Origin of the sequence: Kitasatospora sp. NPDC051170 (assembly GCF_044455705.1) — a bacterium.
In the GTDB taxonomy this organism is placed as follows: domain Bacteria; phylum Actinomycetota; class Actinomycetes; order Streptomycetales; family Streptomycetaceae; genus Kitasatospora.
In genome coordinates, this window is the sequence record NZ_JBITFA010000035.1 from 1 (window position 1) to 20,926 (window position 20,926).

Here is a 20,926-nt window from a genome sequence, read left to right on the forward strand (position 1 = left end):
GACCCTGTGGGAGAGTAGGACGCCGCCGAACAATCATTGTGAAGAACCCCCACCCGGGATCCCGGATGGGGGTTCTTTGCGTTTCCGGAAAGCCCCGGATATCCCGGATATCCCGGATATCCCCGGAGGCCGGCCCCGGGCTGCTCGGTCCACCGGCAGGTGGTGCTAGGTCCACCCCGGAATTGGGGTGGCACGGCCAGTGTGCGTGGCGGGTCGTTCGTGAACACTGAGAGTCGACGATCCCCGGACCGGCATCAGGAGCTTCCGTGACGACAGAGACTCGACCGAGCGGTGCGTCGATGCGCACCCAGACCGAGGCTGCCCTCGCGGCGGGCGGTCAGGCGTTGGCGCGGCTGGCCGTGCTGTGTCTGACGGCCGCGCCGGGTTTCCTGGCGCCGTTGGTTGCCGGCTGGCTGGCGGGGGCCGCCACGGTCGGGGTGTTCGGGAGCATCGACTCGGTGTTGCTCTTCGCGCTGGTCGCGGGGCTGCTGGGGACCGCCGTGGTGGCCGGTCTGTTCGTGCGCCGGACGGCCTCGGGCGCGCGGCGGCAGGTGGAGCGCTGGTACGGCGTCCGGATGCCGGTGACGTACGGGCCGCGCGCGGAGCTGGAGCTGGACGCGAGGGGGCACTGGTGGACGGGGTACTCCTACCACCGGTCCCAGACGGTCGCGAAGGTCATGCAGCTGTTGCACTGGGCGTTCCGGGACAAGGCGACCAAGGCCGAGATCCTCTGGCTGTTCGTCAATCCGGCGATCCTGTTCGTGCTGGCGGGCCCGGTGGCGTTCCTGCTGCTGGCGGGGACGTACTACCTGCCGATCTGGACCGAGCTCATCGGCCGTGGCCTGCCGAGCCCCGACCCGGGGTCGATGGTGATGAACCTGGTGGTCGGGCTGGCCCTGATCGCGGCCGGCGTGCTGCTGGCGCCGTACGCGGTGCGGGCGTACGTCCTGGTCGCGCGCCGGGTGCTGGACCAGGACGGCCGGGCGACGCACGCCCAGCTGACCAGGCGGGTGGCCCAGCTGACCGAGACCCGGGCCGACGCGGTGGGCGACCAGGCGGCCGAGCTGCGGCGGATCGAGCGCGACCTGCACGACGGGGCGCAGGCCCGGCTGGTGGCGATCGGCATGACCCTGAGCACGATCGAGCACCTGATGGAGACGGACCAGGGCGCCGCTCGTACGCTCCTCGCCGAGGCCCGGCAGTCCTCGGAGCGCGCCCTGCAGGAGCTGCGGGACCTCGTCCGCGGCATTCACCCGCCGGTGCTGGCCGAGCGCGGACTCGGCGACGCCGTCCGGGCGTTGGCACTGGACAGCGCGCTGCCGACCGAGGTGTTCGTGGACCTTCCGGACCGTCTGCCGGCCCCGGTCGAGGCGGCGGCCTACTTCAGCATCTGCGAGCTGCTGGCCAACGCGGCCAAGCACTCGGAGGCCGAGCAGGTGTGGGTGGACATCCTCTACCGGGCCGGCTCCCTGCGGGTCACGGTGACGGACGACGGCGTGGGCGTGGCCGATCCGTCGAAGGGGAGCGGGCTGCGCGGGATCGAGCGGCGATTGGGTACCTTCGACGGTGTTCTCACCATCGACAGTACGTCGGGCGGTCCCACCACCATCACCTTGGAGTTGCCGTGCGCGTTGTCCTCGCCGAGGACCTCTACCTCCTCCGCGAAGGTCTGATCCGGCTGCTGGAGGCGCACGGCTTCACGATCGCGGCGGCCGTGGAGACCGGCCCGGAGCTGCTGGACGCACTGCTGACGCACCGCCCGGACGTGGCCGTGGTCGACGTGCGGCTCCCGCCGACGCTCACGGACGAGGGGCTGCAGGCGGCCCTCAGGGCGCGGCGGGAGATCCGGGGCCTGCCGGTGCTGGTGCTGTCCCAGCACGTCCAGCAGCTCTACGCCCGGGAGTTGCTGGCGGACGGCACGGGTGGCATCGGCTACCTGCTGAAGGACCGGGTGTTCAACGCCGGGCAGTTCATCGACGCCGTCCGCCGGGTGGCCTCCGGCGGTACGGCGATGGACCCGGACGTGATCGCGAAGCTGATGGAGACCACCGCGCGCCGCCCGGGCCCGTTGCTGCGGCTGTCCCCGCGGGAGCGCGAGGTGCTGGAGCTGATGGCCGAGGGCTGTTCCAACTCGGCGATCGCGGCCCGGCTGTCGGTGAGCGACGGCGCGGTGGCCAAGCACATCGCCAACATCTTCACCAAGCTCGAACTCTCCCCGGACGAGGACGCCAACCGGCGCGTCCTGGCGGTTCTGGCCTACCTCAACGGCACGGCCGGCCGGACCGTCTGACGGCGGTCGCCGTGACGTTCCAGGCTGCGGAAACGCTGGTACAGGCGTACGAGTAAACTCCGGTGGGCCGAGCCCGGAGGGACGCTCAGCGCCGCCGGTGGCCCGACGAAGCGGGTACCGGCCGCCGAGCAGCGTACGGGCCGCAGCCGACATCCAGGGGTTGATAGACGTAATGGCACGCCCAACGCTCACCAAGGCCCATCGGGCCCTGCTCGGCCTGGTCGCGGCCGGCGCCACCATCATCTCGGGCATCGGCTTCGCGGGTTCGTACAACGCGGTGCGCGACCTGGCGGAGCAGAAGGGATTCGGTTCCTTCTCCTACGCCTTCCCGATCGGTGTCGACGCCGGCATCGTCGTCCTCCTCGCGCTCGACCTGGTGCTGACCTGGCTGCGGATCCCCTTCCCGATGCTCCGCCAGACCGCCTGGCTGCTGACCGTCGCCACCATCGCCTTCAACGCGGCCGCCTCCTGGGGCGATCCGCTCGGGATGGGGATGCACGCCGTCATCCCGGTGCTGTTCGTCGTCGTGGTCGAAGCCTCCCGGCACGCGGTGGGCCGGATCGCGGCGATCACCGCGGACCGGCACATGGAGTCGGTCCGGGTGATGCGCTGGATACTCTCCCCGGTGCCGACCTTCCGGCTCTGGCGCCGGATGAAGCTGTGGGAGCTGCGCTCCTACGACGAGGTCGTGCGACTGGAGCAGAACCGCCTAGTCTACCGGGCGCAGTTGCGCTTCCGGTACGGCCGGGGCTGGCGGCGCTCGGCCCCGATCCAGGCGCTGCTGCCGCTGAAGCTCGCCAAGTACGGCGTCCCGCTGGACCCGGCGCTGCTCGACCGGCTGGACGACGAGGGCCGCGAGCGCGCGATCGAGGCAGCGCCCGCGGAGGTCGTGGAGACCAGGGTCCAGCCGCGGGTCCAGGCCCAGGTTCCGCAGGCCCAGGCCGAGCTGACGGCGGGGGAGCCGGCGGAGACCGAGGCGACCGAGCAGGCCGAGCAGGCCCACGCGGCCGTGGCCGTCGCCCAGGCGGAGGCCGCCCGGCAGGCGCCGCAGCCCCAGCCCGTCCCGGCCCCGGCGGCCGAGCAGGCCCAGGCGCAGGCCCAGAGCCCGGCGCAGACCCAGCCCGCAGTTCCTGCCCCGGCACCCCAGCCCCAACCTGCGGCGGCCGCCCCGGCGGTGCCCGTGGAGGTGGCCGGCTCGATGCTGGCGAAGCTGGCCGCCGCCCGTCACCGCGTGGCGGCCGAGCGGGAGGGCGTGCCGGTGGCGGAGGAGGGCCCGCAGCCGCGCCACGACGTGTCGGACGTCTGGACCGCGCGCCAGCCCCGCGCCGTCGAGCAGCCGGCTCCCGCCCCGGCCCCCCGGTCGGCCGGCCAGGGCTCGCCCTGGTTCAGCGCCTCCCCGGCCGTCGAGGAGCCCGAGCCCGCCGACGTCGCCGAGCAGTTCATGGAGCCCCAGCCCCAGCCCCAACTGCAGCCCCAGTCCCAGCCCCAGCCGCAGGAGCGCCCGGCGCCGCGCCGGTCGTCCTCGAGCCTCGACCCCGACCTGGCCTACGAGGCCCTGCTCTCGTACCTGGACAACCACGAGGGCCAGCAGCCCGACCCCTCGCGTCTCGCCCTGTGGCTGACCACCGAGTTCGGCGCCACCGGGAAGGGGCCGGACGGTTCCGTCCACCCCAAGGAGGTCGAGGAGATCGTCCCGACCCTGACGGCGCGCTACGCCGCCGCCGGGAGGGACTGACCGAACTGCCACCTCCCGCGCGGCCATTGACGCCCGTCCTCGCCCGGACTACCTTCGCTTCAACAATTTGTTGAAGCGCTGGTCCGGCATGGAGGGAACGCGATGTCGCAGCTCGAGGTCGACGGTCACGGTCCGACGGACGGAGCCTCCTTCTCCGCGGAGGCCCGCGCGGCCGTGGAGGCGCTGCTCGCCCCGGTCGACGCCGACCTGGCGCGCCGCTACCCGGGCGACCCGGGCACCCGGCAGCCGGTGCACACCGTCTACGTCCCCGCAGACGCCTTCGGCGCCGACACCGTACGGGACTGGGGCCGCCGGGCGCTGGAGGTGTTCGACACCCACGCCGCCACCCCGGCCGAGCTGGCCCGCGCCCTCGGCACGGCCGACGACGCCCTGCTCGCCGACGTGCACGCCCGGGTCCGCGCCAAGCTGGAGCGCGAGCCGGTCGAGGACCTGAGGATCGACTTCGAGGACGGCTACGGCCCCCGCCCGGACGCGGAGGAGGACGCCGCCGCCGTCCGCGCCGCCGAACTGGTCGCCGCCGCGGTGGCCGAGGGCACCGCGCCGCCGTACGTCGGCATCCGCGTCAAGTGCCTGGAGGCGCCCGTCCGCGCCCGGGGTATCCGCACCCTGGAGCTGTTCCTCACCACCCTGCTCGCGAACGGCGGCCTCCCGGACGGCCTGGTGCTCACCCTGCCCAAGGTCACGTACGCCGAGCAGGTCACCGCGCTGGTGCGGCTGCTGGAGGACTTCGAGCGCCGCGCCGGGCTGCCCGCGGGCCGGATCGGCTTCGAGATCCAGATCGAGACCACCCAGGCGATACTCGGCGCGGACGGCACGGCCACCGTCGCCCGGATGATCGAGGCGTCCGAGGGCCGCGCCACCGGGCTGCACTACGGCACCTTCGACTACAGCGCCGCCTGCGGGGTCGGCGCGGCCCACCAGAGCATGGACCACCCGGTCGCCGACCACGCCAAGGCCGTCATGCAGGTGGCCGCGGCGGGCACCGGCGTGCGGCTCTCGGACGGCTCGACCAACGTGATCCCCACCGGCCCCACCGAGCGGGTGCACGCCGCCTGGAAGCTCCACCACGACCTGGTCCGCCGCTCCCTGGCCCGCGCCTACTACCAGGGCTGGGACATGCACCCGGCGCACCTGCCGACCCGGTACGCCGCCGTGTACTCCTTCTACCGCGAGGGCCTGGAGACCGCCGCCGCCCGGCTGGCCGCGTACGTGGCCAAGGCCGGCGGGGACGTCATGGACGAGCCGGCCACCGCCCGCGCGCTCAGCGGCTACCTGCTGCGCGGCCTGGACTGCGGCGCCGTCGACCCCGCCGAGGTCACCGCGCTCACGGGCCTCGACCGCGCCCGCCTGGACGCCCTCGCCGGCCGCTGAGCCCGACCACTGGAACCGGCAGCCGAACCAGGCCACCCAACCTGGCCGCCGAACCCCCGGGCCCCGGCCAACTAGGCTGGCGGTGCCAGCCTCCGCCGCCCTCCGGGAGAACCACCGCGCATGTCCGCCACGCCGGAACCCACCGCCAGGCCGTACCTCACCATCCGGCGGGCCGGCATCCACGAGATCGAGATCAAGAAGTCCCGGTTCATCTGCCACCTCGCCCGCGTCGCCGACGAGGAGGAGGCGCAGGCGTTCATCGCCGGCATCCGCAAGCAGTACTGGGACGCCCGGCACAACTGCACCGCCTTCGTGATCGGCGACGAGCAGCGCCGCGAGCGCTCCAGCGACGACGGCGAGCCCGGCGGCACGGCGGGCGTGCCGATGCTGGAGGTGCTGCGCCGGCGCGGGCTGACGGACACCGCGGCCGTGGTGACCAGGTACTTCGGCGGTATCAAGCTCGGCGCGGGCGGCCTGGTGCGGGCGTACGGGAGCGCGGTGTCGGAGGCGGTGGACGAGATCGGCCTGTTGGAACGGCGGCCGGTCGCGCTGCTCGCGGTGACGGCCGACCACGTGCGGGCCGGGCGGGTGGAGAACGACCTGCGGGCCGCCGGGTACGCGGTGAGCGGCCTGGAGTACGAGGCCTCCGGGGTGCGGATCGAGGTGGGCGTACCGGAGCCGGAGGTGGCCGCCTTCCACACCTGGCTGGCCGAGGCGACCGGCGGTACCGCGGTTGCGGTCCCGGCCGGACGGACCTATGTCGAGGTGCCGGTCTGAGGACGCGGGGACGGACCACACCGATTTCCGGACAGAGATTCGGCCAGTCGTCCCCGGCCCGTTACGAGGCCCCGAGGCACTGCCTAGCCTGATCCGGCCGTCGATCAGTCGATGACCCGACGAGTCGATCAGCCGATCAGCCGATCAGGGAGCAGGAGGGCCGGGTACGCGATGCCCCACGTCCAGACCATCACCCTGCCCCCGGGCGCCGGCACCGGCTGGCACTACCACCCCGGCAGGGTCGACGTGGTGGTGCTCTCCGGCACGCTGACCCGCACCCTGCACGACGGCCGGACGGTGGTCAGCCGGGCCGGGGAGTCGCTGGTCGAGGAGGCCGGACCGGTACACGTCCACCAGGGCCGCAACCTCGGGACGGAACCGGTGGTGCTGATCGCGAGCTACGCCGCCCCGGAGGGCCACCCACTGGCGGTTCCGGTCGCCGAGCCCGCCTGGAGCCGCAGCGGCCCCACGGCCTGAAGCCGTCGCCGCATCCGGCCGCTCCGCGTAGCCGGGAGGCCGCGCCACGCGGAGAGCGGCTTGAACAGATTCACCCGAACGTAGGGACGTACCCCGGAGTCGGAACTTCGGCTCCGGGTCGTGGCGTTTCCTGAGCAAGGTTCCGGCAGAACCGGACGAATGACCCATCGATGGAGGACACAGGACCCCACGCCGCACCACGGAGGTACGCGCATGACCTCAGACCGCTTCCCGACGCACACCGGCGCCGACCGGCCCGGCCCCCGCGGGCCCGCGACGCCGTACCGGATGACCGTCACCACCGCCCTCCCGCACGCCGAGGCCGTCGCCCTCGCCGACGAGCGACTCGCCTGCTGGCTCAAGGAGGAGGGCCGCGAAGAGCCCCCGCCGACCCCCCGCGGCGGGCCCGGACAAGCCTTCGGCCCGGCTCCCGGGCAGACCCCCGAACAGACTCCCGCGCAGACGGCCGCGCAGACGCCCGGACAACCCCCCGCCGGGCGACAACCCGCAGCCGAACGCCTCAGGCTCGGCGACCGCGTCCTGCTCGACCGCGACCAGGGCCCGCTGCGCGGCGGCGAGACCTCCGGGCGCTACGACCGCCGCCGCCTGCGCACCCCGGCCCCGCACGGCACCCACCAGCTCACCCTCACCGTGGCCACCGCCGCCGGCGGGCCCACCTGGGTCCGGCTGGAGGCCGAGACCCACAGCACCGGCAGCGGCGTCCGCACCCCCTGCCGGGTGCCGGTGCCCGAGCTGGCCCGCACGCTCCTGCCGCTGCTGGACGCCACCGACGGCCCGGCCGCCGTCCATCCCGGCCCTCGGGTGATCACGGCCGACGAGGTCGACGACCTGATCGACGAGCTCTGCGACCCGGAGCGCCGGCTCCCCACCGTGGTCGCCAGCGTCCCGGTGAACCAGCAGCTGGACCTGTGGGTCGAGCGGGTGGTCCGCCCCCTGTGCCGGAACCTGCCCGGCCTGGCCACCGCCTACGTGCTCGACGCCGAGGCCAGGGTCGGGTTCAACGTCGCGCTGGAGTACCACAGCGTCTACGGCGGGGCCGTGCGCACCTACCTGCCCGAGGTCGACCCGGCCTCCCGGCAGGACGGCGCCCGGCACCCGGTGCTCGTCCGGGGCCGAATAGAGGAGGACGTCCGCCGCGCCGCCGCGGTCATCGCCCGGGAGCCGCGCCGGCTCGCCGCCGACCTGCCGCTGCCGCCGACGCTCGCCGCCGTCCCCGTGCTGCGCGTCACCGCCGCGCCGCCGGGCCCGCCCGAGGACCGGGACACCTCGCAGGGCCGTGAGGCCGCGCGGGACCGTGAGGCCGTGCTGGCCCGCGAGGAGCAGCAGGACCGGGCCGAACAGCAGGCCAGGGCCGACGAGTTGGAACGCGTCCGGCACACCCTGCACCAGGAACGGCAGGAGCGGGCCGACCGCCAGGACCGCCGCGAGACCCACGAGGGCCGCCTGCGCTCCGCCGCCCGCGCGCTGACCGGCCGTCACTGCACCGCCCCCGGCGCCGCCGGCCGGCCCGCCGACCGCCCGCCCGTCCCGGCGAAGCGGGCGAGGCAACAGTCCGCCGACCACGGGGGCAAGCCCGAGAGCTTCACCGAACTCCTGGCCAGACTCGGCGAGTTCCCCCTCCTCAGCTTCACCGGCGACCAGAAGGCCGCGCTCGCCCTCGACGAACTCCGCTGCGCCGGCACCGGCTGGGCCCGCCTCACCTGGGACGGCCTCACCGCCCTCCAGGAGTACGCCGAGGCGGCCGTCCGCGGCGCCGCCCGCGGGGACTTCAAACAGTGGTGCGAGCACACCCCGGACGGCTGCCACCACTTCCCGCCGCGCAAGGCGGTGCGCGGGGAGTCCCGCACGGTGTTCAGCCACACCAAGTGGAAGAAGGAACGGATGCTGCCGGTGCCGGAGGCCGTGGACTCCTCCCGGCGCGCGTTCATGGGCGCCCACCTGCGGATCGGCGGCGGCCGCACCGCACCCCGGCTGCACTACCTCGACGACTGCTCCGGCAGCGGCCGGATCTACGTCGGCTACATCGGCCTGCACCTGACCAACACCCGCACCAACTGAGACCGGTCGGCCGGTTGCCGCCCCGGCAACCGGCCGAAACCCATGGCGACCGCGACGAACTGGGAGGCTTGGCTGACCACCGGGCCCGTTCGGTGGACAATGTCCGGCAGGGGCGGGGCCGCACGGCCATCGGTGGCCCCGGGCAGGTGCCGGACGAGCATGGGGGAACGACGACCGATGCAGTACTCAGCAGACGGCCAGCCCGACGGCACCGCCACCGTCGAATTCCCCCGGCCCGGCTTCCTCGCCTCGGTGTTCCGCGACCTCGGCGCCGACCCGGGCCCGGACACCGACCCCGACACCGATACCGACCCCGGGGCCGACCCCGGTCGGGCCTCCGCCACCGCGAATCCCGGCGCCCCTGACGACGGCCCGGACGAGGCCGTCGCCGCCCACGCCCGCGCCGCCGCGCTCACCCACCACCGCAGCGTCACCGTCCAGGCCGAGCACGACCGGCTGGCCGACCTGCTGCGCCGGGCCGCCCTGCCCGTCTCGGCCATGGACTTCGAGAGCCAGCTGCGCCACTACGAGCCCCGCCCCTACCCGGCGGACGGGCCCGTCGCCGAGGCCGAGGCCGAGCCCCGCTGGGTGGACTTCGCCCCCGTCGAGCCGCCCGTCGACCCGGACGCCGCCCCCACCCGCCGCCTCCTCGACTCCGGCTACCAGCGCGAGCTCGCCAAGGCCCGGCTCACCCACCAGCGCGCCCTGCGCGAGTGGCGCACCCGGCGGGCCGAGGCCGGCAGCCCGGCCGTCGACGACGCGCGGCGCGCCCACCAGGCCGCCGAGGACGCCCGCGCCCGCGCCGTCCACGAGTACAACGAGAGCCTGGAGGAGTGCCGCCGCGCCTACCGCCAGGCCGAGCCGGCCGCCGTGGAATCGCTGATGGAGCGCGCGCTGGCCGCCGCCGAGACCGCCACCCAGGACCTCCCCGCGCCCTGCCGGGCCGTCTTCCGCCCGCTCACCCGCACCGCCGTCCTCGACCTCGACCTGCCGCCGCTGGACCTCGTCCCCTCGCTCACCGGCTACCGGCTCGACCCCGACGGCGAGATCGTCCCGGTGCCGAGGCCGCCGGCGGACCGCGCCACCGACTACCTGCGGCTGGTCGCCCGCCTGGCCCTGCGCGCCCTCCAGGCCGCCGACGCCGTCGACACCGACGAGATACTCGCCGGCGTCGTCCTCAACGGCTGGCTGCGCGAGCCCGGAGCGGACGGTCCGCTCTGCCTGGTCAGCGTGGACGCCGACCGTGACGCCTTGGCCCGCACCCGGCTGCTGCCGCCCGCCGCGCCGTACGAGGAGCGCGACGACGAGGGCGTCTACGCCGACGCGGAGCAGGAGGAGGCCCTCGTACGGCTGCGCCAGCTCGGCGCCGCCGTCACCCCGGACCCGTACGCCCGCACCGCCGTGCAGCCCGCCGCCCTCGCGGGGGCGACCGTGCCCGCCGCCGCGGACCTGTCCGCCAACGAGTTCGCCCAGCTGGTCCGCGACCTGCTGACCAGGGGCGGCCTCGCCGAGTGGAGCGTGCGCCTGCGCGGCCCGGCCGGCCTGGTCGCCACCGCCGAGGGCGCCCCCGCCAGCGCGCTGCCCGGGCGCTGGGTGGTCTGGGCCTCCCGGGGCGCCGAGCCCGTCACGGCCGAGCAGATCGCCACCCTGGGCGAGGCCGTCCAGGAGGAGTCCGCCGAACGCGGCCTGCGGCTCACCACCGGGCGGTTCGCCGAGGACGCCCTGGACCTCACCGCCGAGGAGAGCCACCGGCACCTCCACCTGATCGACGGCGACGGCCTGCGCGAACTCGCCCGCACCCACCTCGGCCTGCCCCTCACCGCCGGGCAGTGACCCGCCCCGACGCACGCCCCGGCACCCCTCCCGGCAGCCCTCCCGGCTCACCCTGACGGCTCGCCCGGCGGGCGCCGCACCCCCACCCGGCCGGAGGCTGGGCCTCGGGCCCGTCCGGACGACGGCACCCTGACGATCCCGGGCACCCTGACGATCCCGCTCGAACGGCCGTCCGGTACGGTCGGCGGTCGGCCCGGCCACGGGCGGACCCCGGGGGGAGAGGAATGGGCAGACCACACACAGGTGCCGGGCCGACGACGGAGGCGGCCCGATGACCGCCATAGCCGTCGCCGCCGGGGCCTTCCTGATGACGCTGATCGGCGGTTTCGTCGCCCAGCGCGTCGGCGACCGCCGTCACCTCGTCCTCGGCTTCGCCGCGGGCCTGATGCTCGGCGTCGTCGCCTTCGACCTGCTGCCCGAGGCCCTGCGCCAGGCCCCCGAGGAGGTGCACGGGGTGCCGCAGGCGCTGCTGCTGTTCGCGGCCGGCTTCCTCACCATCCACGTGGTCGAGCGCGCCGTCGCCATCCACCGCAGCCACGAGGCCGAGTACGCCGCCCACACCCACGGCCACCACCACGGGCACGGCCACCAGGAGCGGCACCAGGGCGTCGGCCTGACCGCCGCCCTCGCCCTGGTCGGCCACAGCGTGATGGACGGCTTCGCGATCGGCGCCGCCTTCCAGGCCGGCACCACGGTCGGCACCGTCGTCGCCATCGCGGTGGTCGCCCACGACTTCGCGGACGGCTTCAACACGTACACGATCACCCGGCTCTACGGGAACAACCGCCGCCGCGCGGTCACCCTGCTCGCCGCCGACGCCCTCGCCCCGGTCTCCGGCGCCGCCATCACCCTGGCCTTCACCATCCCGGAGCACCTGCTCGGCCTCTACCTGGGCTTCTTCTCCGGATTCCTGCTCTACCTGGCGACCTCCGACATCCTCCCCGAGGCCCACAGCCCGCACCCCTCCCGCAGCACCCTGCTGTGCACCGTCGCGGGGGTCGGCTTCATGTGGCTGGTCATCGGCCTGGCCACCTGAGGGGCGTCGGGCCACCTGAGGGGCGTCAGCGCGGGGGGCCCTCCGCCAGGAAACGGGCCTCGGCCGCGCGCAGCGCCCTCAGCACCACGGCCTGGTCGCCGGGGCTGACCTCGCCGAAGTACTCCTGCGCCACCTCGTCCCTGACCTGCCCGATCCGCTCCACCGCCGCCCGCCCGGCCTCGGTGAGCAGGATGCGCACGGCCCGCCGGTCGGCCGGGTCGGGGCTGCGCTCGACCAGGCCCGCCTCCTCCAGGGCGTCCACCACCGTGGTGGCCGAGCGCGGGGCGATGTGCAGCTTGTCGGCGAGGTCGCTCAGCCGCATCGCGTCCGGCAGCTCGCAGCCGGGGGCGTGCGCCAGGGTGCGCAGGGCCCGTCCCTGGCCGGGGGTGATGCCGTACGGCTCCAGCCGCGCGCCGGTGCGGCGGCGGATGCGCTTGATCGCCCGGGTCATCGCGTCCGCCAGCTCGGCGGCGTCGGCCTGGTCGGCGGACGGCTCGGCGGCTCGCGCGGCAACCGGCTCGGCAGCCGGCTCGGCGGCCGGTGCGGCAACCGGCTCGGCAACCGGTGCGGCAACCGGCTCGGCGGCCTGCTCGGCCGCCTGGTCACCGGCGTGGCCCTCGGTCGGCGTGGTGGTCATGGGCGGTCTCCTCGGCAGGCGTTCGCCCAAGCGTATCGGCGCCGGTCCCGGGGGCACGGAGGCCGCCGGGCGGGCGGGACGCGAGGCCGTCCGGAAAGATGTTGAGCCAGGCTCAGTATCTGCGCTAGCGTGAGCCCTAGTGAGGGGACCCTAAGTTCCCTCCCCGAACCTGGAGGGCCCATGCCCCGCTCCGAGGCGCGCGTCGCCACCGACCGCCCCGCCCGCTACGCCAAGCAGCTCGCCGCCCACATGGGCCGCAAGATCGAGGCCGTCTTCTCCGAGGAGACCGGCCGCGGCACCCTCGTCTTCGGCGCCGGCACCGCCACCCTGGAGGCCCAGGCCGACGCCCTGCTCCTCACCGTCGAGGGCGAGCGCGAGAACCTGCCCGGCCTCGAGGACGTCGTCGGCCGCCACCTCGTCCGCTTCGGCGCCCGCGACGAACTCGTCGTCGCCTGGCACCGCGACAACGGCGAGCCCGGCCTCGTTCACCGCAACGACGAGGCCCCCGAAGCCTGACGCCCCCCGGCACCCGGCCGCGGCAGCCACCGGTCCAGCGCCCACAGCACCAGGGCCGCCAGACACCAGCTCGCCACCACGTCCAACAGCCAGTGGAAGTCGCTCCACACCAGCCCCGCGCCCACGCCCAGCGCCAGCAGCGAGGCGCCCGCCGTCAGCCACCTGCCCGGCCCGGGCCGCGCCGCCCGGGCCAGCAGCAGCGCCGCCACGCCGTACGACAGCGAGGCCGTCGCCGTGTGCCCCGACGGGTACCAGCCGAACTGGCCCGGCAGCAGCGGATCGCCGAGCGGGCCCGGCCGGGCGAACGCCGTCTTCGCCGGGACCACCAGCAGCGGGATCAGCCCCGCCGTCAGCGCCGCCACCGGCAACGGCAGCCACCAGCGCACCGCCCCGGCCCGGCGCCACCACCGGGCGGCCAGCACACCGGCCGCCAGCAGCACCGGGATCGCGGGAACACTGCTGCCCAGATCCGAGAAGGCGTGGCCGAGGGGATCGAGCAGCGCGTTCGGGCGGGCGTCGAGCACCGCCCGGCGGACCGTGCGGTCCACGCTCAGCAGAGGCCCGTCCACCGCCACCTGCCAGGACACCGCCAGCAGCACCACGGCCGCCACCAGCGGCACCACCACCGACCGCGCCGCCCGTCCAGCCCGCCCCGGAAACGCGGACAGCCGCCCCGGAGCCGGGGGGATGGCTCCGGGGCGGCTCTGATGATCGCCGTTCCGCGCGCCCCGGGGGGTGTGGGTCGGACGGTCGGTCGATCGGTCCGTCGATGGCATGGGCTCGCTGTCCATCGGTGATGACACTACGTCAACCGTCCTTCCACGCGGAGCGCCTTCAGCGATTCCCCACATCATCTTCACCCGGCCCCGGACAACCGAACGGCCCGCGGGGAGCAGAGTCCCCACGGGCCGTTCAGCGCTGTCCGGACAACCCTCCGGAAGGGGATCACGACCTGACGGACGCCACCGCTCAGACGGCGGCGAACGCGCCCTCCAGGATGTCCAGACCCTCGTTGAGCAGGTGCTCCGGGATCACCAGCGGCGGCAGGAAACGCAGCACGTTGCCGTAGGTGCCGGCGGTCAGCACCACCAGGCCCTCGGCGTGGCACGCCTTGGCGATCGCCGCGGTGACCTCCGCGTTCGCCTCCTTGCCGCCCGGCTTCACCAGCTCGATCGCGATCATCGCGCCGCGGCCGCGGACCTCACCGATGCAGACTCGATCGGAGTGGGCGTACTTCTCCTGCATCGCCCGCAGGCGGCCCAGCATGATCTCGCCGATCCGCTGCGCCTTGCCGTTGAGGTCCTGCTCCTTCATGGTCTCGATGGCGCCCAGCGCGGCGGCACAGGCCACCGGGTTGCCGCCGTAGGTGCCGCCCAGGCCGCCCGCGTGCGCGGCGTCCATGATCTCGGCGCGACCCGTCACCGCGGCCAGCGGCAGACCGCCGGCGATGCCCTTCGCGGTGGTGATCAGGTCCGGGACGACGCCCTCGTCGTCACAGGCGAACCACTGGCCGGTGCGGCAGAAGCCGGTCTGGATCTCGTCGGCGACGAACACGATGCCGTTCGCCTTCGCGAACTCCACGATCGCCGGCAGGAAGCCCTTGGCCGGCTCGATGAAACCGCCCTCGCCCTGGATCGGCTCGATGATGATCGCGGCGACGTTCTCGGCGCCGATCTGCTTGGTGATGACCTCGATCGCCTGCGCGGCGGCCTCGGCGGCGCAGTTCTCCGCGCCCGTCAGCCAGCGGTAGGGGTAGGCCACCGGCACCCGGTAGATCTCCGGGGCGAACGGGCCGAAGCCCTGCTTGTACGGCATGTTCTTCGCCGTCAGGCCCATGGTCAGGTTGGTGCGGCCGTGGTAGCCGTGGTCGAACACCACGACGGCGGTGCGCTTGGTGTAGGCGCGGGCGATCTTCACCGCGTTCTCGACCGCCTCGGCGCCCGAGTTGAACAGCGCGGTGCGCTTCTCGTGGTCACCCGGGGTCAGCTCGTTCAGCTGCTCGGCGACGGCCACGTAACCCTCGTACGGGGTCACCATGAAACAGGTGTGCGTGAACGCGGCCAGCTGCTCGGACGCCTTGGCCACCACGGCCTCGGCGCTGTTGCCGACATTGGTCACGGCGATGCCGGAACCGAAGTCGATCAGCGAGTTGCCGTCCACGTCCTCCAGCACACCGCCGCCGGCACGGGACACGTACACCGGCAGGGTCGTGCCCACGCCGGCCGCCACCGCACCCAGCTTGCGGGCCTGCAGCTCCTGCGACTTCGGACCGGGGATCGCGGTGACCAGACGGCGCTCCTGCGGGAGCGGCGTTGCGGCGCTCATGGTGTTCTCCAGACTTCTCGGCTCGGTGCTTCGCAGGCTACGGCCGCCCCCGACACCCCGGCATGCGCCACTCGGTAGCACTGCGCCGTCCGACTTGTCCGGCACGGCCATCCCCGCCACCACGACTACCCCGAGGCCCCGCTCCACTACCCTGAGCGCGGGCGTGTCGCCGCCGCGGCGACATGGGTATGGCGGCACCGACGACGGTCGGGCCGGGCGTGCGAGGGAGCGGGGCCGTACATGGCACAGGACGGGGCACACCACCACCGACACACCACCACCAGCCCCCCACCCGCCCTACCCCACCAACGGCCCGGCACCCCCGCCTTCGACCTCCCCACCTGGGCCTGCGCCCCCCGCCCCACCGTCGAGCCGGGCGTCTTCCGGCTCGGCTACCGGCGGATCGACCCGGACAAGGCGGAGGCCGCCCAGGTCGCGGCGTGGCCGCTGCTGCTCCGGGCGGGGTTGAACGCGGTGGTGGGGTGGTTGGCCTACCTGTACGGGACTCAGGTCTTGACGTACATCCTGGTCTGGTGCGGCGGGCAGGCGGGCATCGGTCCACTCGCCTCGCCTTCGGAGGCCGAGGCCATGTTCACGCTCCTCGTGGTCAACGTCGTGGTCATCGGCATCGTCGTCAAGGTCTTCGGCCGCATGGGCCGCTGGCCCGAGGTATGGCGCCGGTACGTGGCGCAGCTGCTGTCGCGGACGGTGACGCAGGAGCAGCCCGCCGACCAGCAGGAGGGGCCGGCGGTGGAGGTTGGGCGGCTGGACCCGTGGGACGGGCTGCGCCTGGGCGGGGCGGCGGACGCGGCGGCGCGGCTGGACGTCGAGGTGGTCGGGGACGTCGACTACGTGCGCATCCAGCGGGCCTGGGAGTCGGCGCAGGCCGACCAGGTGTTCGTGCCGGCGTTCGTCGAGCAGGTGGCCGCGCGCGGTGCGGCGGCCTTCGCGCACCCGTCGGAGGTGCGCGAGCTGCCCGGCCGCGCCGAGTTCCACGACCTGCTGACGGCCCAGGTGCGGATCGGCACCGCCCAGGACGTGCCCAAGAACCCCGTGAGCCACCGGGCGGCCGGCTTCGCGCTGGACCAGTCGGTGCTGGGCACCTCGCTGCTGGCGGTGGGCCCCGCGGGTACCGGGAAGACGGCCCGGCTGGCCCGGCCGGTGGCCGAGGCGCTGTGCCTGCAGGCGCTGTCCGGCACCGCCTGCGCGGTCGTGGTCGGGGCGGCGGACGCCGATCTCGGCCCGGACGGCTGGTACGACGTGGTGATCGCCCCGGGTGATCCCGCCTCGGTGTACGGGCTGGACCTGTACGGCGCGGCGCAGGATCCGGACGAGGGTGCCGCCCGGCTGGCCGAGGCGCTGCTGCCGGACGAGCTGACGGCCCGCGCCGAGAACTCCCGTACGGCGCTGCAGCAGGTGGTGGGCCCGTTCCACGCCGCGTACGGCCGCTACCCGGGGGTGCGCGAGCTGCGCGCGCTGCTGGCCGGGGACCAGGACGCGCTGGCGGCCTTGGCGAAGGCGCTCGGGACGGCCGGTCGGCTGGCGGTGTACGAGCGGGACCTGGATCACCGGGAGCGCCAGCGCGGTCGCGCGGACGACCCGGGGGCGCTGCTCGCGGACCGGCTGGCCCTGCTGGACCGGCCCGCCTTCGAGGGGGCCTTCGCCACGGACGGCACCGGCCGGCCCCCGTTCGCGATGCGGGTGCTGGACCATCCGCTGCGGGTGCGGGTGAAGCTGCCGGAGCGCAGCCATCCGGAGGCCGCCCGGATGCTGTCCCGCCTGGTGGTGGGTCAGTTCGTGCAGGCGGCGGGGGCCCGCGAGGACCGTTCGCTGTTCGCCGGGCTGGTGGTGGACGACGCCTCGGCGGCGCTGGACGCCCTCGCCGTGCGCGGTCTGCAGCGGCTGCGCGGCGCGAACGCGGGCGCGGTGCTGCTGCTGCGCACCCTGGTGGACCTGCCGGAGGCGCTGCGGGCGCCGCTGTTCGGGGCGGTCGGCTGCCGGATGGCGTTCCCGGGGATCGCGCCCTGGGACGGCCGGCTGTTCTCGGAGGCCTGGGGCACGCACCTGGTGCAGGAGACGGCGGTGACCCACACCCCCGACACCTCCGGTGGTGTCATGCGCCGGGCCGGGCGGCTGGGGCGGAAGGCGTTGTCGGGGACGACGGCGCAGACGGAGTCGGTGACGACGCGGGATGTGGAGCGGTTGCGGTGGTCGCCGTCGGATTTGGCGCATGCGTTGCCGGCGGGGCATGCGGTGGTGTCGTTGACGGCGGTGTCGGGGGAGCAGGTGCCGCCGTTGTTGGTGGATCTGCGGGGGTGAGGGGGTGGGGGCGGCGGAAGTCGCCTTCGAGGTGGATTCGGCAGTGCGGGTTGTCCGGGGCGTCCATAATGAAGGGGAGAGACCCTCACCAGTCCCACGTCCCTCTCCTCCCTCTCCTCGCCCGGCCGCAACGGCGCGGTCAGGTCGAAATCCCTCGAAGGTGCCATGCCCCCCACACTCGCCTCCGTCGTCCGTAACAGTTCGCTCCATCTGACGGTTCTCGCCGGTGCGGACCATCTGGAGCGGCCGGTCCGCTGGGTGCACACCAGTGAGCTGGACGATCCGACGCCGTTCCTGGAGGGCGGCGAGCTGCTGCTGACCACCGGGATCAAGTTGGGCCGGACGGCGGCGCGGTTGCAGGCGTACGTGCACCGGTTGGCCGATGCCGGGGTGGTGGGGCTGGGGCTGGGTGTGGGGTTGTCGCACACGGAGGTGCCGCAGCCGTTGGTGGAGGCGGCGCAGCAGCGGGGGTTGCCGTTGCTGCGGGTGCCGGAGCCGACGCCGTTCATCGCGATCAGCAAGGTGGTGTCGGCGGCGCTGGCGGCGGAGCAGTACGAGGCGGTGACGACGAGTTTCGAGGCGCAGGAGGAGCTGACCCGGGCGGCGCTGGGCAAGGACGGCACGACGGCGGTGGTGCGTCGGCTGGCGGCGCGGCTGGGGGGCTGGGCGGCGCTGTACGACGGGTCGGGTGCGCTGTCGGTGGTGGCGCCTGACTGGGCGGCGCGGCGGGCGGGGCGGCTGGCGGCGGAGGTGGACCGGCTGCGGCGGCGGCCGGCGCCGTCGAGTGCGGCGTTGCAGGGGCGGTCGCCGGGGATAGACACGGCGGACGAGGACTACGTGGTGGTCCAGTCGCTGGGGGCGGACCGGCGGGCCCGGGGTTTCCTGGCGGTGGGGACCGAGGACCGGATCACGCCGACCGAGCGGTACGTGCTGAACGCGGCGGTGGCGCTGCTGACCCTCACGCTGGAGCGCTCGCGGGAGCTGCGGCAGGCGGAGGAGCGGATGGGGGCGGCGCTGCTGCGGATGGTGCTGGCCGGGGAGGTGGCGACGGCGCGTCAGGTGGCGGCGGGGCTGTTCGGCGGGTTGCCGGAGGGGACGGCGCGGGTGCTGGTGGCGGGGGCCGGTGCGGCGGCCGCGGACGCGGCGGAGGCGCTGGGCGAGCTGGGGGACCGGGCGGAGCAGGCGGGTGGCCGGGTCGGCGAGAAGCTGCTGGTGTCGCGCGAGGACGGGGCGCACGGGCCGCGGCTGGTGGTGCTGGCGCTGGACAACGGGGCGGTGCACCGGGCGTGTCTGGGTGCGGTGGAGGAGAACGAGGGCCTGTCGCTGGGCGTGTCGGCGCCGGCGGCGCTGGAGGACGCGGGGACGGCGTACGCGCAGGCGGAGCGGGCCCTGGCGGTGGCGCTGCGCGGTGGCAGACGGTCGGTGGACCACGAGGAGGTCGGCGCGGGTTCGCTGCTGCCGCTGCTGGGCGAGGACGCGGTGACGGCCTTCGCGGAGGGGCTGCTGCGGCCGCTGCGCGAGCACGACCGGACGGCGCGCGGTGATCTGGTGGCCTCGCTGCGGGCGTGGCTGTCGCGGCACGGGCAGTGGGACGCGGCGGCGGCGGACCTGGGGGTGCACCGGCACACGCTGCGCTACCGGATGCGCCGGGTGGAGGAGCTGCTGGGCCGTTCGCTGGACGACACGGACGTGCGGATGGAGCTGTGGCTGGCCCTGCGCTCCGGCGAGGAGTAGCGGGGAGTGAGCACGCCCCCGGACGCGGCCTAGGACGGGATGGAGTGGCCCCGGAGCCGAACGCTCCCAGTTGGCCAATCCGGTCGGCGCGCCGCCGCACCTACCCTCGGGTTCGGGTCCCACGCCCGTGGGCCGTACGACGACGAGGAGAGGGCCGGTACCACGGTGACCACCACGTACGAATTCTGGCTGGCCGGCCGCCGGGCGAGCGGCGACGCCGACTTCGAGGTGCACAACAGCTGGGACGGCCGCCTGGTCGGCAGGGTGAGTGTTCCGACCGAGGCTCAGGTCGAGGAGGCGCTGGACGCCGCCGTCGCCGCGCTGCCGGTGTTCGCGGCCACCCCGGCGCACCAGCGCGCCGCCGCGCTGGACCACGTGGCGAAGCGGCTGACGGAGCGCACCGAGGAGATCGCGCAGCTGATCACCGCGGAGAACGGCAAGCCGATCAAGTGGGCGCGCGGCGAGGTCGGCCGTGCGGTGTCGGTGTTCCGCTGGGCCGCCGAGGAGGCGCGCCGCACCAACGGCGAGACGATGCGCCTGGACACCGACCCGGGCGGCGTGGGCCGCTTCGCGGTGGTGCGCCGTTTCCCGCGCGGCGTGGTGCTGGGGATCGCCCCGTTCAACTTCCCGCTGAACCTGGTGGCGCACAAGGTCGCCCCGGCGATCGCGGTGGGTGCCCCGATCATCCTGAAGCCGGCCCCGGCGACGCCGCTGTCGGCGATGGTGCTGGGCGAGATCCTGGCCGAGACGGACCTGCCGGCCGGCTCCTGGTCGGTCCTGCCGGTGCCGAACGACCGGATGCCGGCCCTGGTGCAGGACCCGCGTCTGCCGGTGATCTCCTTCACCGGTTCGGACAAGGTCGGCTACCAGATCATGGACTCGGTGCCGCGCAAGCACTGCACCCTGGAGCTGGGCGGCAACGCCGCGGCCGTGGTGCTCGCCGACTGGTCCTCGGAGGCGGACCTGGACTGGGCGGCCACCCGGATCGCGATGTTCGCCAACTACCAGGGCGGCCAGTCCTGCATCTCGGTGCAGCGCGTGATCGCGGACGCCTCGGTGTACGACGCGCTGCTGGAGAAGGTCGTCGCCAAGGTCGCCGCCCAGGTGACCGGTGACCCGAACGACGCCGCGACGGACGTCGGCCCGCTGGTGGACGAGAAGGCCGCCGAGCGCGTCGAGTCCTGGGTGGAGGACGCGGTGGCCAAGGGCGCCAAGGTCCTCACCGGCGGCACCCGCGAGGGCGCGACCTACGCCCCGACCGTGCTGGCGGAGCTGCCCGCCGACGCGATCCTGTCCAAGGCCGAGGTGTTCGGCCCGGTGCTGTCCCTGCACAAGGTGGACGGCGTGGACGAGGCGTTCGCGGCGGTCAACGACTCGGCGTACGGCCTGCAGGCGGGCGTGTTCACCCACGACCTGCAGACCGCCTTCCGGGCGCACCGGGAGCTGGAGGTCGGCGGTGTGATCATCGGCGACGCGCCGTCCTACCGTGCCGACCAGATGCCGTACGGCGGCGTCAAGGACTCGGGCGTGGGCCGTGAGGGCGTCAAGTACGCGATGGACGACTACACGGTCGAGAAGGTCATGGTCCTCACGGGCCTCGACCTCTGAGAACCTCTGAGAACCTTTGAGAGGCCTCTGAGAACCTCTGAGCGACACGTGAGTGAAGGGCCCACGACCTCGGGGCGGTTTCTAGTGGTCGTTGCAACACGTGGTCGGCTGTCTAGGCCGCGATGAGTTTATGCAGACGCTCGGCTGGGGTTTCCCAGCCGAGCGTTT

The 20,926-nt window shown here is 74.4% G+C and carries 16 protein-coding genes; 13 read left to right on the forward strand and 3 right to left on the reverse strand.

All coding sequences use genetic code 11. The annotated features are described in order from the left end of the window. Positions 1-266: 266 nt before the first annotated feature. From ACIBCA_RS36885 to ACIBCA_RS36925, 9 genes are all read left to right on the forward strand, one after another. A complete protein-coding gene (locus tag ACIBCA_RS36885) occupies positions 267-1,673 on the forward strand; it encodes a sensor histidine kinase (protein WP_396287556.1) in 1,407 nt (468 codons plus the stop codon). Next, a complete protein-coding gene (locus ACIBCA_RS36890; RefSeq protein WP_396287557.1) occupies positions 1,625-2,290 on the forward strand; it encodes a LuxR C-terminal-related transcriptional regulator in 666 nt (221 codons plus the stop codon). The genes ACIBCA_RS36885 and ACIBCA_RS36890 overlap by 49 nt, the downstream gene beginning before the upstream one ends. Before the next feature lie 172 nt (positions 2,291-2,462). After that, positions 2,463-4,025 (forward strand): DUF2637 domain-containing protein, encoded by a 1,563-nt coding sequence (locus ACIBCA_RS36895; protein ID WP_396287558.1) that lies wholly within the window; start codon positions 2,463-2,465, stop codon positions 4,023-4,025. A gap of 102 nt (positions 4,026-4,127) precedes the next feature. Next, the gene (locus ACIBCA_RS36900; RefSeq protein WP_396287559.1) at positions 4,128-5,417 is read left to right on the forward strand and encodes a DUF6986 family protein; all 1,290 of its coding nucleotides are present in this window, start codon (positions 4,128-4,130) and stop codon (positions 5,415-5,417) included. Between the two features lie 120 nt (positions 5,418-5,537). Next, positions 5,538-6,194 carry a YigZ family protein gene (locus ACIBCA_RS36905; protein WP_396287560.1) on the forward strand — a complete coding sequence of 219 codons (657 nt, stop codon included), beginning with the start codon at positions 5,538-5,540 and terminating at the stop codon, positions 6,192-6,194. A 171-nt stretch (positions 6,195-6,365) separates the two neighbouring features. Then, positions 6,366-6,671 (forward strand): cupin domain-containing protein, encoded by a 306-nt coding sequence (locus ACIBCA_RS36910; RefSeq protein ID WP_396287561.1) that lies wholly within the window; start codon positions 6,366-6,368, stop codon positions 6,669-6,671. A 213-nt stretch (positions 6,672-6,884) separates the two neighbouring features. Next, the gene (locus ACIBCA_RS36915; protein WP_396287562.1) at positions 6,885-8,750 is read left to right on the forward strand and encodes a hypothetical protein; all 1,866 of its coding nucleotides are present in this window, start codon (positions 6,885-6,887) and stop codon (positions 8,748-8,750) included. Positions 8,751-8,927: 177 nt separating this feature from the next. Beyond that, complete coding sequence (locus ACIBCA_RS36920) at positions 8,928-10,583, forward strand: restriction endonuclease (RefSeq protein WP_396287563.1); 1,656 nt, start codon at positions 8,928-8,930, stop codon at positions 10,581-10,583. A 271-nt stretch (positions 10,584-10,854) separates the two neighbouring features. Further along, a complete protein-coding gene (locus tag ACIBCA_RS36925; RefSeq protein ID WP_396287564.1) occupies positions 10,855-11,619 on the forward strand; it encodes a ZIP family metal transporter in 765 nt (254 codons plus the stop codon). Positions 11,620-11,644: 25 nt separating this feature from the next. Here the strand turns inward: ACIBCA_RS36925 and ACIBCA_RS36930 are convergent, their stop codons facing one another. Next, positions 11,645-12,256, reverse strand: coding sequence for a MarR family winged helix-turn-helix transcriptional regulator (locus tag ACIBCA_RS36930; RefSeq protein ID WP_396287565.1), 612 nt, complete (start codon positions 12,254-12,256; stop codon positions 11,645-11,647). Positions 12,257-12,436: 180 nt separating this feature from the next. Here ACIBCA_RS36930 and ACIBCA_RS36935 point away from each other — a divergent pair, with 180 nt between their 5' ends. After that, complete coding sequence (locus ACIBCA_RS36935) at positions 12,437-12,772, forward strand: DUF2218 domain-containing protein (protein WP_396287566.1); 336 nt, start codon at positions 12,437-12,439, stop codon at positions 12,770-12,772. Here the strand turns inward: ACIBCA_RS36935 and ACIBCA_RS36940 are convergent. Both ACIBCA_RS36940 and gabT read right to left on the reverse strand, forming a co-directional pair. After that, the gene (locus ACIBCA_RS36940) at positions 12,742-13,398 is read right to left on the reverse strand and encodes a phosphatase PAP2 family protein (protein ID WP_396287567.1); all 657 of its coding nucleotides are present in this window, start codon (positions 13,396-13,398) and stop codon (positions 12,742-12,744) included. The two genes, ACIBCA_RS36935 and ACIBCA_RS36940, sit on opposite strands and share 31 nt — an antisense overlap. Before the next feature lie 343 nt (positions 13,399-13,741). Beyond that, complete coding sequence (gabT, locus tag ACIBCA_RS36945; RefSeq protein ID WP_396287568.1) at positions 13,742-15,097, reverse strand: 4-aminobutyrate--2-oxoglutarate transaminase; 1,356 nt, start codon at positions 15,095-15,097, stop codon at positions 13,742-13,744. A 240-nt stretch (positions 15,098-15,337) separates the two neighbouring features. On the opposite strand from gabT, the gene ACIBCA_RS36950 reads away from it, so the two are divergent. The 3 genes from ACIBCA_RS36950 to ACIBCA_RS36960 all read left to right on the forward strand — a co-directional run bounded on the left by ACIBCA_RS36950 (position 15,338) and on the right by ACIBCA_RS36960 (position 20,758). After that, positions 15,338-17,416: an ATP-binding protein gene (locus tag ACIBCA_RS36950; protein ID WP_396287569.1), complete on the forward strand. Its 2,079-nt coding sequence runs from the start codon at positions 15,338-15,340 to the stop codon at positions 17,414-17,416. Between the two features lie 165 nt (positions 17,417-17,581). Then, positions 17,582-19,150 (forward strand): PucR family transcriptional regulator, encoded by a 1,569-nt coding sequence (locus ACIBCA_RS36955; RefSeq protein WP_396287570.1) that lies wholly within the window; start codon positions 17,582-17,584, stop codon positions 19,148-19,150. Positions 19,151-19,315: 165 nt separating this feature from the next. Next, positions 19,316-20,758 carry an aldehyde dehydrogenase family protein gene (locus ACIBCA_RS36960; protein WP_396287571.1) on the forward strand — a complete coding sequence of 481 codons (1,443 nt, stop codon included), beginning with the start codon at positions 19,316-19,318 and terminating at the stop codon, positions 20,756-20,758. The last annotated feature ends 168 nt before the right edge of the window (positions 20,759-20,926 follow it).

What these genes read in the sequence shown, in the direction of transcription:
- ACIBCA_RS36895 (WP_396287558.1), top strand. Translation starts at nt 2,463, where the DNA reads ATGGCACGCCCAACGCTCACCAAGGCCCATCGGGCCCTGCTCGGCCTG.
- ACIBCA_RS36900 (WP_396287559.1), top strand. Translation starts at nt 4,128, where the DNA reads ATGTCGCAGCTCGAGGTCGACGGTCACGGTCCGACGGACGGAGCCTCC.
- ACIBCA_RS36905 (WP_396287560.1), top strand. Translation starts at nt 5,538, where the DNA reads ATGTCCGCCACGCCGGAACCCACCGCCAGGCCGTACCTCACCATCCGG.
- ACIBCA_RS36910 (WP_396287561.1), top strand. Translation starts at nt 6,366, where the DNA reads ATGCCCCACGTCCAGACCATCACCCTGCCCCCGGGCGCCGGCACCGGC.
- ACIBCA_RS36915 (WP_396287562.1), top strand. Translation starts at nt 6,885, where the DNA reads ATGACCTCAGACCGCTTCCCGACGCACACCGGCGCCGACCGGCCCGGC.
- ACIBCA_RS36920 (WP_396287563.1), top strand. Translation starts at nt 8,928, where the DNA reads ATGCAGTACTCAGCAGACGGCCAGCCCGACGGCACCGCCACCGTCGAA.
- ACIBCA_RS36925 (WP_396287564.1), top strand. Translation starts at nt 10,855, where the DNA reads ATGACCGCCATAGCCGTCGCCGCCGGGGCCTTCCTGATGACGCTGATC.
- ACIBCA_RS36930 (WP_396287565.1), bottom strand. Translation starts at nt 12,256, where the DNA reads ATGACCACCACGCCGACCGAGGGCCACGCCGGTGACCAGGCGGCCGAG.
- ACIBCA_RS36935 (WP_396287566.1), top strand. Translation starts at nt 12,437, where the DNA reads ATGCCCCGCTCCGAGGCGCGCGTCGCCACCGACCGCCCCGCCCGCTAC.
- gabT (WP_396287568.1), bottom strand. Translation starts at nt 15,097, where the DNA reads ATGAGCGCCGCAACGCCGCTCCCGCAGGAGCGCCGTCTGGTCACCGCG.
- ACIBCA_RS36950 (WP_396287569.1), top strand. Translation starts at nt 15,338, where the DNA reads ATGGCACAGGACGGGGCACACCACCACCGACACACCACCACCAGCCCC.
- ACIBCA_RS36955 (WP_396287570.1), top strand. Translation starts at nt 17,582, where the DNA reads ATGCCCCCCACACTCGCCTCCGTCGTCCGTAACAGTTCGCTCCATCTG.